Here is a 15,926-nt window from a genome sequence, read left to right on the forward strand (position 1 = left end):
CCGCGTCGTCCTCGGGAAAGCGGGTGAGTGGGAGCGTAGGCGATGGCCGATAACATGTCCGAGGACCTCAAGGCCGGGGCGCTCGTCTACCACCGCCTGCCGCAGCCCGGGAAGCTCGAGATCCAGGCGACCAAGCCGCTCGGCAATCAGCGCGACCTCGCGCTCGCCTATTCCCCCGGCGTGGCCGCGGCCTGCATGGCGATCTACGACGATCCCCAGGAAGCCGCGACCCTCACCATCCGCCAGAACCTCGTGGCGGTGCTCTCCAACGGCACGGCGGTGCTGGGCCTCGGCGATATCGGCCCCCTCGCCTCCAAGCCCGTGATGGAGGGCAAGGCGGTCCTGTTCAAGAAATTCGCCGGCATCGACGTGTTCGACATCGAGGTCGACCAGAAGGACGTCTCCAAGCTCGTGGACGTGGTCTGCGCCCTGGAGCCGACCTTCGGCGGCATCAATCTCGAGGACATCAAGGCGCCCGAGTGCTTCGAGGTCGAGGAGCAGTGCCGGGCGCGGATGAACATCCCGGTCTTCCACGACGACCAGCACGGCACCGCGATCATCGTCGCCGCGGCCGTCCTCAACGGCCTCGAACTCGCCGGCAAGAACCTCTCCGACGTCCGGATCGTCACCTCCGGGGCGGGCGCGGCGGCCCTGGCCTGCCTGAACCTGCTGGTGTCGCTGGGGGCGACCCGGGAGAACATCACGGTCACCGACATCAAGGGCGTGGTCTACAAGGGCCGCCCGGAGCTGATGGACCGCTGGAAGGACATCTACGCCCAGGAAACCGACAAGCGGACGCTCGCCGAGGTGATCCCGGGGGCGGACGTGTTCATCGGCCTGTCGGCCGGCGGCGTCCTCAAGCCGGAATACCTGAAGGAGATGGCCGAGAAGCCGCTGATCATGGCGCTGGCCAACCCCTACCCGGAGATCATGCCGGATCTCGCCGAGAAGGAGCGGCCGGACGCGATGATCTGCACCGGCCGGTCGGACTTCCCGAACCAGGTCAACAACGTCCTGTGCTTCCCCTACATCTTCCGCGGGGCGCTGGATGTCGGCGCCCACAAGATCAACGAGGAGATGAAGAAGGCCGCCGTCAAGGCGATCGCGGGTCTGGCCCACGAGACCACCTCGGACGTGGTCGCCCGGGCCTATGGCGGGGAGGCCCGGCCGTTCGGACCGAAATCCCTGATTCCGAGCCCCTTCGATCCGCGGCTGATCCTGCGCATCGCCCCGGCGGTGGCCAAGGCTGCGATGGATTCGGGCGTGGCTGGCCGGCCGCTCACCGACTTCTCCGCCTATATCGATAGCCTCGACCGGTTCGTGCACCGGTCCGGCCTGATCATGAAGCCGCTCTTCTCCAAGGCGAAGGCCGAGCCCAAGCGCGTGATCTACGCCGAGGGTGAGGACGAGCGCGTGCTGCGCGCCGTCCAGGCGATCGTCGAGGACAAGGTCGCGCTGCCGATCCTGGTCGGCCGGCCGCGGGTGGTGGAATCGCGTTTGAAGCGCTTCGGCCTCTCGATCCAGGAGGGCCGCGACTTCGAGCTGATCGATCCCGAGGACGATCCCCGCTACCGCGACTATGTCCAGACCTACATGGAGGTCGCCGGCCGGCGCGGCATCACCCCGGATGCGGCCCGGACCCTGGTGCGGACCAACAGCACCGTGATCGGCGCGATCGCGGTCCGCCGCGGCGAGGCCGATGCCCTGATCTGCGGCCTCGAAGGCCGGTTCGAGACCCGCCTGCGGATCATCCGCGACGTGATCGGGCTGGCGCCCGGCGTGGAGCAATGCGCCGCGATGAGCCTCGTGGTGACCCATACGGGCGCCTACTTCCTGGCCGACACCCATGTCCGGCCGAACCCGACCGCCGAGGAGATCGCCGACGTGGCGCAGGCCTGTGCCAACCACGTGAGCCGGTTCGGGATGACGCCCAAGATCGCGCTCCTCAGCCACTCGGATTTCGGCCAGTCGGATTCGGCCTCCGCGATGAAGATGCGCGAGGCCCTGGGGCTCCTGCAGAGGCGCGATCCGAACCTGATGGTCGATGGCGAGATGCAGGCCGATTCGGCGCTGTCCGAGATGGTCCGCGACCGGGTGCTGCCCGGCTCGCGCCTCAAGGGCGCGGCCAACGTGCTGATCTTCCCGAACCTCGACGCCGCCAACATCGCGTTCCAGTTCGCCAAGGTCCTCGCCGATGCCCTGCCGGTTGGCCCTTTGCTGATCGGTCCGGCCAAGCCCGCCCATATCCTGACGCCGTCGGTGACCGCCCGTGGCATCGTCAACGTCACGGCCGCGGCGGTGGTCGAGGCGCAGGCGGACTCAGCATTTCCGGCGCCGACGGGCGAGGCCGGGGCCGGCATGATTTCAGAGTGAGCCGCCCTGTCGACGGCCGCCCCGATGGCCGTCGAATTGCTTGTCCGCGTCCGGGACATACGGTCGGCGGAAGCGAGGCTCCATGTGCGCGGGCGATGATCCAACCTGCCAGGCGTTCGAAGAGCACCGGCGACGGTTCCGGTACGACCTGGAACCGGAGCGCCGCGCCTTCCTGAAGAGCGGCTTCGCGGCGACCGGCGCGGCCGCCGCCTTCGCAGCCGGCGGCGCGTCTCTGGTGAGCCCGGCCCTGGCGCAGGCCGCCGGCGCCAAGTTCGCGGCGACCGCGCATTATCACCTGCCGGCCAACGCCGAGACGGTGCATTGGGGCTTCTTCAGCGGGAGCCTCAAGCCGCAGGTCGAGATCGGCTCGGGCGACTTCGTCACCATCGAGACGCTCACCCACCAGGCGAGCGACGATGCCGAGCGGATGATCGCCGGCGATCCGGGGGCCGAGAGCGTCTATCTCTGGACCAAGGACAGGATGGCCGTCTCCCCCCGCGGTGCCGGCCCGATGGACGCCAAGATCGGCCCGGGCGGCGGCCTCGGCGTGCATATCTGCACCGGTCCGGTGGCGATCCGCGGCGCCGAGCCCGGCGACGTGCTGGAGGTCCGCATCCTCGACGTGGCGCCCCGGCCCTGCGCCAACCCGCAATACAAGGGGCTCGCCTTCGGCAGCAACGCGGCGGCGTGGTGGGGCTTCCACTACAAGGACCTGATCACCGGCGACAAACTCCGGGAGGTGGTGACCATCTACGAGGTCGATGCCACCGGCGAGCGCGACTGGGCGCGGGCGGTCTACAGCTTCCGCTGGCCGGGCGTTACCGACCCGTTCGGCGTCACGCACCCAACCATCGATTATCCCGGCCTGCCGGTGGACCACACGAAGACGCAGAAGACCTTCGAGGTCCTGAAGGGCATCCGGGTGCCGATCCGCCCGCATTTCGGCACGATGGGGGTGGCGCCCGCGGAGGCGGACCGGGTCAACACCATTCCGCCGAGCTATACCGGCGGCAACATCGACAATTGGCGGATCGGCAAGGGGGCGACGCTCTACTTTCCCGTCGCGGTGCCGGGGGCGCTGTTCTCGGTGGGGGATCCCCATGCCAGCCAGGGCGATTCCGAGCTGTGCGGGACGGCGATCGAGTGCTCGCTCACCGGCACCTTCCAATTCGTCCTGCACAAGAAGGCCGACCTGCCCTGCTCGCCGCTGGAAGCCCTCGACTTCCCGATGATCGAGACCCACGAGGATTGGGTCCTGTCCGGCTTCAGCTACCCGAACTATCTGCGCGACCTCGGCCCGGACGCCCAGGCGGAGATCTTCCAGAAATCCTCCATCGACCTCGCCATGCGCGACGCCTTCCGCAAAATGCGCCAGTTCCTGATGCACGCGAAGGGTCTCACCGAGGACGAGGCGATCTCGCTGATGTCTGTGGCGGTGGATTTCGGGATCACGCAGGTCGTGGACGGCAACTGGGGCGTCCACGCGGTGGTCAAGAAGGCGATCTTCGCCGACCGGGCCGCCTGATCGCGATCCGGCCCCTGCGGCGCGTCAGGCCGGATCGTCCGCGATGGCGATCCGGCCTTCGAGGCCGACGGTGCGGCCCAGGCCGCGGACGCGGTTGAGCAGGCGGTCGCCGCTCAGGGCCGCCCAGTCCCGCGGCAGCCGCAGGGTGACGCGCCCATCCTCGACCGTCAGCGGGGCCCGGCCGAGCGCCCCGTCCATCCCGGCCGAGATCGGGAAGGCGACGCGCAACAGGCCGCCGAGGAGGCGCGCCCGCTCGAACAGGCGCGGCCCGGCGACGCCGCGCAGGATCGGATTGGCCTTCTCGGGGGCGAGCCCGCTGTGCCGGAGCGAGACCGCGAGGGCCAGATAGGCCCGTCCCGGATGATCGACCCCCACGAAGGCGGCGTTCTGGATCGCCGCGATGCTCTGCTGGTCGCGGTAATCGGGATGGGCCCGCCAGCCGACATCCGAGAGCAGGCAGCCCGCGTGCCGCAGGCGCCGCTCGTCCGCGGTCTCGTGGCCGTCCAGGGTCGTCACGAACCGGTCGGTCCAGGCGATCAGCTCCTCGCCGTGCCGGGGCGCGCGGGAGCGCAGGGTGTTGAACTCCGCCGCGGAGGCGAGCAGCGGGTCGATCAGCCGGGCGTCGCGGTCGAGCTGCTCGAACAGCAGGCCCTCCCGGACGCCCGAAGCCGAGATCGCCACCTCCCGCGGGCGGCCGACCCGGATGATCTCCTCCAGCACCGCCGCCCCATAGGCGAGGAGCGGGCGCCGGGCTTCGGAGATGGTCTCGACGTCCTGGAGCAGGGCAATGTCGGTCTGCTCGACGACCTGCAGGAAGCTGAGCTCGTCGGAGGGCTCGACGGTGTAGCCGTGCATCACGTGGACCGGATAGCCGCGGGCGGCCTGGTGCAGCCGCGCGAGGGCGCGCCACGTGCCGCCGACCGCGTAGAAGGTCCGCCCGCGCAGAGTTTCGAGCTGCGGCGCGGCCTTGCGCATGTGCTCCCGCACGATCTTGGCGGCTTTCTTGACCGAGCCGCCGGAGAGATCCTGAAGGGCGAGGCCACCGAGGGGCATGGTCACGCCCTGGCCGACCACGGTACCGCGGACATCCACCAGTTCCAGGGATCCGCCGCCGAGATCGCCCACGACCCCGTCCGGCGCGTGGAAGCCGGAGATCACGCCCAAGGCCGAGAGTTCGGCCTCGCGCCGGCCGGACAGAAGCTGGATCTCCTGTCCGCAGGCCGCTTCCGCGGCGCGCAGGAAATCGGGGCCGTTCTCGGCATCCCGGGCGGCCGCCGTGGCGAGAACGAACACCCGCGACACCCGCATCGTCTCGCAGAGCACCCGGAATCGAGCCAGGGCGGTGAGTGCCCGGGCGACCGCGTCCTCGTTCAGCCGGCCCGTGGTCAGGACGTTGCGTCCCAGGCCGCAAAGCACCTTCTCATTGTACAACGGCGTCGGCGCCCGGCTCAGGCCGTCATAGGCGACGAGCCGGACCGAGTTCGAGCCGATATCGACGATCGCCACCGGGGCGTGCGCGGCGCGCACAGCCCGGTCCGCCGAATGCGCGAGGATGAGATTGGCGCCAGGGCTGCCCAAACGTCCGTGTCCTTGATCGAGAGCGGCAGGCCCGTCCGGCGGACCGCCCGTGCAATCTAGAGCCGTGGCCGATCGCGTTGCAATCGAGGTCGACCCGAGATCCGTCATGTCCCGTGCCGCCTGACGAACGGGAATCCGGGGCTGCGATACGGAAACGACGCGCCGTTGCGTCCGCAGACGGGCCCTTCGTTTGCGCAGATCTTGGATCGTGCGCAAGTTCTTCACACAGAACCGGAGGGCGTTTCTCCGAAACCTGTCGAGCCTGTTGCGCACGGGGGGCGCTCAGGCGCGTTGCGCCCGCCGGCTCAATGCCCGGGGGCTGGATTTCTTCGACGCCTTGCCGCGGCCCGAGAGGCTCGGGTTCGTCATGAAGTATTTATGCGCGTTGAACGGTTCCTCGCCCTCCGCCGGCTGAACACGCTCGCAGCCCCCAGAGGCCAGCAGGCGCCAGCTCTGGCGGTTGTCGAGGAGGTTGGCCAGCATGATCTGGTCGAGAACCTGCTGGTGCACCGTCGGGTTCGTGATCGGCAGCAAAGCCTCGACCCGCCGGTCGAGGTTCCGGCTCATCAGGTCGGCGGACGAGATATAGACCGTCGCCTTCGGGTGGGGCAGGCCGACGCCGTTGCCGAAGGCGTAGATGCGCCCGTGCTCGAGGAAGCGCCCGACGATCGACTTCACCCGGATCGTCTCGGACAGGCCCGGGATGCCCGGCCGCAGGCAGCAGATGCCGCGGACTACACAGTCGATCTGCACGCCCGCCTCCGAGGCGTCGTAGAGCGCGTCGATGATCTGCGCGTCGACCAGGGAGTTGCACTTGATCCAGATTGCGGCCGGGCGGCCCGCCTTCGCGTGCGCCACCTCCGCCTCGATATGCTCCAGGAGCCGGTTTTTCGCCGTCAGCGGCGAGACCGCCATCCGCTCCAGCTCGGCCGGCTCGGCGTAGCCGGTGATAAAGTTGAAGATCCGCGACACGTCCCGGGCGATCGCCGGGTCCGCCGTGAAGAACGACAGGTCCGTGTAGACCCGCGCGGTGATCGGATGGTAATTGCCGGTGCCGACATGGCAGTAGGTGACGAGCTTGTCGCCCTCGCGCCGGACCACCAGCGACAGCTTGGCGTGGGTCTTCAATTCGACGAACCCGAACACGACCTGGGCACCGGCCTTTTCCAGGTTGCGCGCCCAGCGGATATTCGCCTCTTCGTCGAAACGCGCCTTCAGTTCCACCAGCGCGGTCACGGACTTGCCGAGCTCGGCCGCCTCCGCCAGCGCCGCGACAATCGGGGAGTTCGATGAGGTCCGGTACAGGGTCTGCTTAATCGCCACCACGTTCGGGTCCCGGGCCGCCTGGGCCAGGAACTGCACCACCGAGTCGAAGGACTCGTAGGGGTGGTGGACGATGAAGTCCTTCTGCCGGATCGCCGCGAACACGTCGCCGCCGCTCTCGCGGATGCGCTCCGGGAAACGCGGGTTGTAGGGCTTGAACTTCAGGTCCGGCCGGTCGATCCCCACCACCTGGGACAGCTCGTTCAGCGCGAGCATGCCCTCGACCAGGAAGATCGCGTCCTGGGCGATCTCCAGTTCGTCCGTCACGAAGCTGCGCAGGTCCTCCGACATCCCCGCCTCGACCTCGAGGCGGATCACGACGCCGCGGCGGCGCTGCTTGAGCGCCGTCTCGAAATGGAGGACGAGATCCTCCGCCTCCTCCTCGATCTCCAGATCGGAATCGCGCACGACCCGGAAGGCGCCGCTCGACCGGACCAGATAGCCGGGAAACAGCCGGCCGGTGAACATCCCGATCACCTGCTCGATCGGGATCAGCCGCGCGGCGGTCTCGCTGTCGCTCACCGGCAGGCGCACGAACCGGTCGATGACGCCGGGCAGGCGGATCAGGGCGCGCAGCACCCGGCCATCCTTCGGACGCACCAGCATCAGCGCGATGGTGGTGCCGAGGTTCGGGATGAACGGGAACGGATGGGCCGGATCGATCGCCAGCGGCGTCAGGACCGGAAAGACGTGGTTGAGGAAATACTCCTCGAGCCAGCTCGACTGCTCCGCCGACAGGGAGGCCGGCTCGACGATGTCGATATCGGCGGTGTGCAGCTCCTCGCGCAGCTCGCGCCAGCGCGCCTGCTGGTCTGCGGCGAGACGGGAGACCTCCGTGCCGATGCGCACCAGCTGCTCGGTGGGCGACAGCCCGTCCTGGGACGGGACCGTGAGGCCGGCGCGCACCTGATCGATCAGCCCGGCCACCCGGACCATGAAGAACTCATCGAGGTTGTTGGCCGATATCGACAGGAAGCGCAGCCGCTCCAGCAGCGGGTGATTGGGATTCGACGCCTCCTCAAGCACGCGACGGTTGAATTGCAGCCAGGACAATTCGCGGTTCACGAATCGCTCCGGCGTGTGCCGCAGGGCGCGCCCGGCTTCCAGCACCGTCTCCCGCGCCACGTCGGCGGTGGGTTCCTCGGGCGCCTCGGGCTGCGCGACGGCCGGCCATTCATCGTTCGTGTCCTGGGCGGCGCCCGTCGCCGCCGGAGCGGTCGCGGTCTGCGCGGCGGCTGCCGGCGCGCGCCGGGCGACCGGAGCGCGCCGCGGCGTCGGATTGGCCGCCGGACGCCGACGGGGCTCCGCGGCCTCGTCGGCGGCTTCGCGGTCCACGGGCTTCTGCGTCGAATCCATCCCCGATCCCGTCCCTCTTCGTGCCATCGCGCTGCGGCGGCGTTCTACATCGTACACCGGCGACCATCACGACGATTTCATGACGGGCACAGGTTTCCGCCTCAACCGCCCGGTTCGGCCTCCTCCTCCAGCCCCATACGCCGCAGCACGGCGAGGGCGAGCGGCCGGCTGATCCGGCGATGGCGTCCGAGGGCATCGCGGTCGAGCTCGGCGACGACGTCCCGGGCCCGGCCGAGGGAGCGGTCGATCCGCAGGGCCAGCGAATCGATCACGCCCAGATCGACCACGAGCTGACGGTCGACGAACAACTTCACCAGCACGGCGCGCAGCAGGGCGTCGTCGGGCTCCGCGATGGCGATCCGGGGCGCCAGGCGTAGGCGCGAGCGCAGGTCCGGCGTCGCCAGGCCGAGGGCGTCGATGCCGGTGGCACTGGTCAGCAGCACGGGGCATCCCCGCTCGCGCGCCCGGTTCAGGAGGTGGAACAGGGCCGCCTCGTCCCGGCTCTGCGCCCGGTCGATATCCTCGATCACCAGCGCCCCGTTCGACACGAGGTGCTGGACCGCGTCCGCGTTCACCTCGGCGACCGGGAGGGTCCAGGCATGGGCGCGCTCGGCCCAGATCGCCGCGAGATGGCTCTTCCCGCTGCCCGAGGGGCCGGTGAGCACCAGCACGCGGTCCGGCCAGTCCGGCCAGGCCTCGATCAGCGCATAGGCGGCCTCGTTCGCCGGCCCCACGAGGAAGTCCTCGCGTCCGTAACGGGGATCGAGCGGCAGGTCGAAGGCGAGCTGCCGCGGTGGAGCATTCTCAGGCATGAAGGCGCAGGATCACCCCGGACCCGCGCAGGTCAAGGGCCGGTCCGCCCCGGCAGGTCCAACCGGCGCCGACTCGCGCAACGCGCGGTTAGCCGCTAGAGCGGGCCCAGCAATCACCGAGGTGGCGCGGGCATGACGGCCAAGGACGGCGGAGAGCCGACGACGGGGATGACCTACGCGGCGGCGGGTGTCGACATCGACGCCGGCAACGCCATGGTCGAGACGATCAAGCCGCTGGTGCGCTCGACGCGGCGCCCCGGCGCCGATGCCGAGATCGGCGGGTTCGGCGGCCTGTTCGACCTGAAGGCTGCGGGCTTTCACGACCCGATCCTGGTGGCGGCCAATGACGGCGTCGGCACCAAGGTCAAGATCGCCATCGAGACCGGGCGCCACGCCACGATCGGCATCGACCTCGTGGCGATGTGCGTGAACGACATCATCGTTCAGGGTGCCGAGCCGCTGTTCTTCCTCGACTACTACGCCACCGGCAAGCTGGTGCCAGGGGTCGGCGCCGACATCGTGCGCGGCATCGCGGAGGGCTGCCGCCAGGCCGGCTGTGCGCTGATCGGCGGCGAGACCGCGGAGATGCCGGGCCTCTACGACGGCTCCGACTACGACCTCGCCGGATTCGCCGTGGGGGCCGCCGAGCGCGGCACCCTTCTGCCGCGGCCGGGCATCACCCCCGGTGACGTCGTGCTCGGCCTGCCGTCCTCGGGGGTGCATTCCAACGGCTTCTCCCTGGTCCGCCGGATCGTCGCCAAGACCGGGCTCAGCTGGGATGCGCCCGCGCCGTTCGCGCCGGAGCAGAGCCTCGGCGAGGCGCTGCTGGCGCCGACACGGATCTACGTGAAGCCCCTGCTCGCAGCTTTGGGCGCCACGGACGGCATCCGGGCCCTCGCCCACATCACCGGCGGCGGATTCCCAGACAATCTGCCCCGGGTCCTGCCGGACGATGTCGGGATCGCCATCGACCTCGACGCGGTGACCCCGCCGCCGGTGTTCGGCTGGCTTGCCCGGGAGGGCGCTGTCGCCGAGCCGGAGATGCTGCGCACCTTCAATTGCGGAATCGGCATGGTGGTGATTGCCGCCGCCGACGCGGTCGATGATGTCGACGAGGCCCTGACGCGGGCCGGCGAGACGCCGGTGCGCCTCGGACGGATCACCCCGCGCGGGTCCGAACCCGTAACCTTCCGCGGACGTCTCGCCCTCTGATGGCGGGCGGCGGGAAGAGACGGGTCGCGATCCTGATATCGGGCCGCGGCTCGAACATGGTGGCGCTGATCGAGGCGGCCCGGGATCCGGCGTTCCCGGCCGAGATCGTTCTGGTCCTGTCGAACCGGCTGGACGCGGCAGGCCTCGTCCGGGCGGCGGAGGCCGGCATCCCCGCACGGGCGATCGATCACAGGGCCTATCCGGACCGCGCCACCTTCGATGCCGCCCTCGACGCGGAGCTCCGGGCCGCCGCGGTCGATCTGGTCTGTTTGGCGGGCTTCATGCGGATCCTGACGCCGGGATTCGTGGCCGGTTGGGCGGGGCGGATGATCAACATCCATCCGTCCCTGCTGCCCCTGTTTAAGGGCACGCACACGCACAGGCAGGCCCTCGACGCCGGGGTGCGCCTGCACGGCTGCACGGTTCATTTCGTCGTGCCGGACCTCGATGCCGGTCCGATCCTGGCGCAGGCGGCGATCCCAGTCCGCCAGAACGACGATCCGGACAGCCTCGCAGACCGGGTGATCGTGCAGGAGCGCCGGCTCTACCCGGCGGTGCTGGCTCTGGTCGCGGGCGGCCAGGCACGGCTCGAAGGCGGCCGCGTCATCCTCGCTGCCCAGGCTCCTGACGGAGCGCTCCTCAGCCTGTAGCGGGACCGCGAGGGGACGGCCCCTTCGGCGGGGTCCGGGGGCGGCGCCCCGGGGCCGTCTCAGATCGGCCGCTGCAGCTTGCAGCTGTCCAGCGCCGACAGCGCCTTGGCGCGCGCAGAATCGTTGAAATAGCCGGTGGCCCGGTAGGCTTCGATCTCGGATTCGTCGAGGCTGCGCAGGGTCTGCCGGGCGTAGCAGCCGCAGGGGCGCTCCAGGGACGCCTCGGTGGCGCTGGTCAGGCGGGCCTGGACGATGGTGCAGGCATGGCGGACGCGGCCTTCGAGATTGGCCTTGGTGGCGCTCCTGAGCGCCGGATCCGGCTCGTATTGCTGGAATGGGGCCGAGGATCCGCCCGCGAGGGCGGCGGTCGCGCCGAGCGCGACGAGGCCGGTCGCGATCAGGAGGGGCAGGCGGCGTAGCGTCATGGTCGTCAGGGTCCAACGGGCTGAGGTATCCGAAGTCAGCCGTTGGACGCTTCCGGGCTCCGCCCCGTCAATGGCCGGCCGGACACACAAGGCGGCATTTGCCCCGTGGCCGGACGCGACGCCGGACGATGGCCGGGCGGTGTGCCCGCCCCGCCACCGTCCCCGGGATCACCCGACGATGTCGGAATCCTGGAAGAACTGCGCGATCTCGATCTTGGCGTTCTCGGCGCTGTCCGAGCCGTGGACGGTGTTCTCGCCGACCGACTCCGCGAACTTCTTGCGGATCGTGCCGTCCGCGGCCTGGGCCGGGTTCGTGGCGCCCATGACCTCACGGTACTTCGCTACCGCGTTCTCGCCCTCCAGGACCTGGACCACCACCGGACCGGAGGTCATGAAGCTGACCAGCTCGCCGAAGAACGGGCGCTCCTTGTGGACCTCGTAGAACGTCTCGGCCTGCGCCTGACTCAGGTGGATGCGGCGCTGGCCGACGATGCGCAGGCCCGCCTCCTCGATCACCGCGTTGACCGCGCCGGTCAGGTTCCGCCGCGTGGCGTCGGGCTTCAGGATCGAGAAGGTGCGCTCGGTGGCCATGGTGCGTCCGGTCTGTCTGTGGAAAAGGCGGATGGCGTGCCGGGATCCCCGACGCGCCTGGGGAGCGAAAATTTCGCTTCGGCGCCGGGCTTATAGCGGTCGGCCCCTACGGTCTCAAGCGGCGCTGGGCAGACCCCGGGGCAAGCGTGGCCGTGGCTCCGCCGCAACACCGCCGAAAAATCGCCTGAATGCGACGGCTCTGTCGTGTCCATCGACTTCGTCCATCCCCCGGGCGTCCGCGACGCCCCTTCCCCGGAGACGAACCATGCGCCTCGCCTTCAGTGCCGCCCTGCTCCTCGCCGGCCTTTCCGCCGCCGCCGCCGACACCGCCAAGGACCCCTCCGGCACCTGGCTGACCGGAGACGGCCGCGCCAAGATCCGGATCGACCGGTGCGGGCCGGGCCAGACGCTCGTCTGCGGGAAGGTCGTCTGGCTGAAGACGCCGACCACCGAGGCCGGCGCCCCCCGCACCGATCTGAAGAACCCGGATCCGAAGAAGCGCAGCCGCCCGGTGATCGGCCTGCAGCTCATCGACGGCCTGAAGCCCGACGACGAGAAGTTCACCGGCGAACTTTACAACGTCGAGGAGGGCAAGATCTACACGGTCAGCCTCGAGCGCGAGAGCGCGGCTGAACTCAGCGTCTCCGGCTGCATGCTGCGGATCCTGTGCGGCTCCCAGACCTGGACGCGGGTGCCGGATGTGAACCAGCAGGCCGCCAACAAGAACTGACCGCTCGTCAGATCGCCGCGAGGCCGCGCTGGACCGCCGGCCTCGCCAGCACGGCCTCCAGCCAGCGGGTCACGTTCGGCAGCGCGCTGATATCGACGCCCTGCTTGAAGTTGAGCTTCGCCCAGGTGATCGTCGCGATGTCGGCGATGGAATAGTCGTCGGCGAGATAGGCCCGGCCGGCGAGGCGGCGCTCCAAGACCCCGTAAAGACGCTTGGCCTCGGCGGTGAACCGCTCGATCGCGTACGGGACCTTCTCGGGCGCGTAGATCTTGAAATGGTGGGTCTGCCCCAGCATCGGCCCAAAGCCCGCCACCTGCCAGAACAGCCATTCGTCCACGGCGACGCGGGCGCGCTCGTCCGAAGGGTAGAAGCAACCGGTCTTCCGACCGAGATATTGCAGGATCGCGCCCGACTCGAACACCGAGATCGGCTGGCCGCCCGGCCCGTCCGGATCGACGATGGCGGGGATCTTGTTGTTGGGCGAGATCGCCAGGAAGTCGGGGGCGAACTGCTCGTTCTTGGCGATATCCACCGGGACGATCCGGTAGGGGAGCCCGCACTCCTCCAGCATGATCGGAATTTTCCAGCCGTTCGGCGTGCTCCAGGTATGGACGTCGATCGGACGCCCCGACACCGCTGCCATGCTCAATCTGCTCCTCGACCGAACCGTCGGCGGCGCGGCGCTCCTGGGCCGGGTTCGGACAATGCCGGCAGTGAAGACGATTTCCCGGCCGCGCTCAAGGGCAACGCCGCCGCCACGCTCACGATTGCGAGATCGATCGCCGCGCCTGTTGGCAGTGTGCGGTACACCCTTGCCGGGCCGGCCGGTCAGCGGCGAAACTCCGCGCCCGGGCGCCGAAGCGGCGCGTGGGGGGATTCGAGGATGATCGACCGACTTGTGAGGTTTGCGGCCCTGGCCGTGCCGCTGCTCGTTATGCAGCCCGTGATGGCCAAGGAGGCGCCCGCGAAGGCACCGGCCGCCGCCGAGGCGCCTGCCGCGGCGCCGAGCGCCCCGGGCGCGAAGGAACCGAGCCCCGGTCAGGCCGCCGCGCGCACGCGTCAGAAGACCTGCGGCGCCGAGTGGCGCGCATTGACCGACGTGCAGAAGACCGCTCAGGGGCCGAAATGGCCGCAATACTGGAGCAAGTGCAACAAGCGCCTGAAGGGCGGCGACAAGGCTTGAGACGGTCGCGAACCGTCGCGCTGCTCGTGTGTTCCTATCGCCGGAACAGGGATTACCGGGGAGACGCACCATGACGGACCGCTCGCCGCGCCGGCGGATAGCCAGCATCGGGCACGGCCGGGGCCGGCATGGCTGAGGCTGCAGCCGGCGCGGACCGGTCTTCCGGCTCCGTCGCCGACCGCCTGATCGCGTTCCTCGACGCCTGGGTGCCCAAGCCGGCGGCCTGGGCCTTCGCCCTGCGCATTTGGATCGCCATGATGGTGGCGCTCGGTGCCGCCTTCTGGCTCCAGTTGGACAGCGCCTCGTCGGCGGCGACCTGCGTGGCGATCCTCGCTCAGCCGAAGCGCGGACAGGCGATCTCCAAGGCTGTGTACCGGCTCCTCGGCACGCTGATCGGTGCATTCGTGTCGATCGTGCTCGTGGCACTGTTCGGGCAGGATCGAGTCCTGCTGCTCCTGAGCTTCACGGTCTGGCTCGGACTGTGCGTGTTCGTGGCGCAGTACCTCCAGGACACCCGCGCTTACGGGGCGATGCTGTCGGGCTACACCGTGGCGATCATCGCCCTCGGACAAATCGACGATCCGCAGGGGGCCTTCGACGCCGCCGTTTCCCGCGTGGCCGTGATCGTCCTCGGGATCGTGGCGATCACCTTCATCAACGACGCGCTGGCCTCGCCGAGCACGTGGCGGGCGTTGCTGCCGCGCCTGCGCGAGGCCTGGGACGGGACGCGGGCCTATGCCCGGGAGACCCTGGACGAGGGCGATCTCGGCGCGCCGCGCACCGCCGCGCTGATCCGGACGATCGCGCCCATGCGGGCCGATGCCAGTGCCATCGCGGGGGAACTCGACGACGGTCCCTTCCGGGCAGCCGGCGCGCGCAGCTGCATCGCGGCGCTCTACGTGATGGCCGCATCGATCCGCACCGTGGCGGCGGCGGCCGTCTGCCTGCGGAACCCGGGCCCCGCGGTCGCGGAGGCCATGGCGATCTGCCGCCGGGTGGCCGACGCGCCCGATCCGGAGTCCCTCGACCGCGATGACGAGCGCCTGCGCGACCTGGTCGATGACGCGATTCGCGACGGGCGCCGGCCCCTCGACGAGGTCGTGGTACTTCAGCGCGCCCTCGATTTCGTCTGCGCGGCGACCTTCGCCCAGGACGGGATCGGCGCCGTGGCCGACGGCCACCGACCGTTGCGCGACGCCACGCTGCCCACGCACCGGGATTTCCCCGTGGCCCTGCGCGGCGCCCTTCGGGTGGCCCTTGGTTTCGCGGCGACGGCCGCGGCCTTCGTCGCCCTCGGCCTGCCCCAGGCCTCGTTCGCCCTGGTCCAGGTCGCTGCCACCGCGGCCCTGTCGTCGACGACACCCGATCCCAAGAAATTTGCCAACGGCGTGGTCGTCGGGATGTGCCTCGCCGCGACCTTCGCCGGGATTGCCCGGTTCGTGTTCCTCAACGGCGTCCAGGGCTTCCCGATGCTCGCCATGGCGATGGCGCCGGTGATCTTCCTCGGCTGCTTTCTCTCGCTGAACCCCAAGACCTTCGGCATCGGCTTCATCCTGATCGTGTTCTTCCCGGTGCTGCTCGGCCCGTCGAACCCGCAGACCTACGACGCCCAGACCTTCCTGCTGAACGGGTTCCTGGTCGTGGTCGCGGCCGTCGTCCTGTCGATCCTCGTGCGCATCCTGATCCCGGTCACGCCGGCGCAGCAGCGGATTTTTGCCCTGGATTCTGCGCGCCGGGCCCTGGCGGACGCCCTCGTCGGCGAGGGTGGGGACGCGACCACGCGCACCAGCCTGAACGCGGACCGGCTGTTCCAATTCGCCGGCTACAGCTCCGGGAGCGGCGCGGTGCGGCGGGCCAGTCTCTCGCACGCCTTCGCGCTCGCCCGGCTGGAATCGGCCGCCGCCCGCGCCCATGCCGAGCTGCGCCGGCTGTGGCCGGCGGCGGCGTTACGCGACGCGATCCTGCGGGCCCGCTCGGGCTTGGCGGCGGGGGACGATCGCGCCCTCGAATCGGCGGCCGGCGCACTGATCCGCGCTGCATCCCGGCAGGATCGGATCGTCCGCCTCACGACGGCACGGGCCGCCAGCGACCTCGTAAGCGCGGCGCGAACCGTCGCCCGACACCGGACGTTCCTCCACCGTCTCGACATCGCCCCGTTCTAACGTCTT

13 protein-coding genes are annotated in these 15,926 nt (G+C 69.9%); 7 read left to right on the forward strand and 6 right to left on the reverse strand.

Going from position 1 to position 15,926, the window contains the following annotated elements; translation table 11 throughout:
* Positions 1–42: 42 nt before the first annotated feature.
* Both AC3IF1_RS24335 and AC3IF1_RS24340 read left to right on the forward strand, forming a co-directional pair.
* The gene (locus tag AC3IF1_RS24335) at positions 43–2,373 is read left to right on the forward strand and encodes an NADP-dependent malic enzyme (protein WP_279598206.1); all 2,331 of its coding nucleotides are present in this window, start codon (positions 43–45) and stop codon (positions 2,371–2,373) included.
* An 82-nt stretch (positions 2,374–2,455) separates the two neighbouring features.
* Positions 2,456–3,898 (forward strand): acetamidase/formamidase family protein, encoded by a 1,443-nt coding sequence (locus AC3IF1_RS24340; RefSeq protein ID WP_489219697.1) that lies wholly within the window; start codon positions 2,456–2,458, stop codon positions 3,896–3,898.
* Positions 3,899–3,922: 24 nt separating this feature from the next.
* Here AC3IF1_RS24340 and ppx read toward each other — a convergent pair whose 3' ends face one another.
* The 3 genes from ppx to AC3IF1_RS24355 form a co-directional block, all read right to left on the reverse strand.
* The gene (gene ppx / locus AC3IF1_RS24345; protein ID WP_489219698.1) at positions 3,923–5,476 is read right to left on the reverse strand and encodes an exopolyphosphatase; all 1,554 of its coding nucleotides are present in this window, start codon (positions 5,474–5,476) and stop codon (positions 3,923–3,925) included.
* Positions 5,477–5,758: 282 nt separating this feature from the next.
* On the reverse strand, positions 5,759–8,155 hold the full coding sequence (locus AC3IF1_RS24350; RefSeq protein ID WP_243966786.1) for an RNA degradosome polyphosphate kinase: 2,397 nt from the start codon (positions 8,153–8,155) through the stop codon (positions 5,759–5,761).
* 101 nt (positions 8,156–8,256) lie between these two features.
* On the reverse strand, positions 8,257–8,967 hold the full coding sequence (locus AC3IF1_RS24355) for a P-loop NTPase family protein (protein ID WP_489219699.1): 711 nt from the start codon (positions 8,965–8,967) through the stop codon (positions 8,257–8,259).
* A 132-nt stretch (positions 8,968–9,099) separates the two neighbouring features.
* Between AC3IF1_RS24355 and purM the strand changes: the two genes are divergently transcribed.
* Positions 9,100–10,179 (forward strand): phosphoribosylformylglycinamidine cyclo-ligase, encoded by a 1,080-nt coding sequence (gene purM, locus AC3IF1_RS24360; protein ID WP_243966784.1) that lies wholly within the window; start codon positions 9,100–9,102, stop codon positions 10,177–10,179.
* Positions 10,179–10,829, forward strand: a complete 651-nt coding sequence (purN, locus tag AC3IF1_RS24365; RefSeq protein ID WP_489219701.1) for a phosphoribosylglycinamide formyltransferase — start codon at positions 10,179–10,181, stop codon at positions 10,827–10,829. The genes purM and purN overlap by 1 nt, the downstream gene beginning before the upstream one ends.
* 59 nt (positions 10,830–10,888) lie before the next feature.
* Here the strand turns inward: purN and AC3IF1_RS24370 are convergent, their stop codons facing one another.
* Together AC3IF1_RS24370 and ndk are read right to left on the reverse strand one after the other, a co-directional pair.
* Complete coding sequence (locus tag AC3IF1_RS24370; RefSeq protein ID WP_243966781.1) at positions 10,889–11,254, reverse strand: hypothetical protein; 366 nt, start codon at positions 11,252–11,254, stop codon at positions 10,889–10,891.
* Between the two features lie 168 nt (positions 11,255–11,422).
* The gene (gene ndk, locus AC3IF1_RS24375; RefSeq protein WP_243966780.1) at positions 11,423–11,845 is read right to left on the reverse strand and encodes a nucleoside-diphosphate kinase; all 423 of its coding nucleotides are present in this window, start codon (positions 11,843–11,845) and stop codon (positions 11,423–11,425) included.
* Between the two features lie 265 nt (positions 11,846–12,110).
* Here ndk and AC3IF1_RS24380 point away from each other — a divergent pair, with 265 nt between their 5' ends.
* Positions 12,111–12,575: a DUF2147 domain-containing protein gene (locus AC3IF1_RS24380; RefSeq protein ID WP_243966779.1), complete on the forward strand. Its 465-nt coding sequence runs from the start codon at positions 12,111–12,113 to the stop codon at positions 12,573–12,575.
* 7 nt (positions 12,576–12,582) lie between these two features.
* Here the strand turns inward: AC3IF1_RS24380 and AC3IF1_RS24385 are convergent, their stop codons facing one another.
* Positions 12,583–13,218, reverse strand: a complete 636-nt coding sequence (locus AC3IF1_RS24385) for a glutathione S-transferase N-terminal domain-containing protein (protein ID WP_489219702.1) — start codon at positions 13,216–13,218, stop codon at positions 12,583–12,585.
* Positions 13,219–13,458: 240 nt separating this feature from the next.
* On the opposite strand from AC3IF1_RS24385, the gene AC3IF1_RS24390 reads away from it, so the two are divergent.
* Positions 13,459–13,758, forward strand: a complete 300-nt coding sequence (locus AC3IF1_RS24390; protein ID WP_243966777.1) for a hypothetical protein — start codon at positions 13,459–13,461, stop codon at positions 13,756–13,758.
* A 128-nt stretch (positions 13,759–13,886) separates the two neighbouring features.
* Entirely contained in the window at positions 13,887–15,920 is a 2,034-nt protein-coding gene (locus AC3IF1_RS24395) for an FUSC family protein (protein WP_489219704.1), read from the forward strand.
* Positions 15,921–15,926: the final 6 nt, after the last annotated feature.

The sequence above is a fragment of the Methylobacterium sp. E-012 genome, assembly GCF_057836545.1.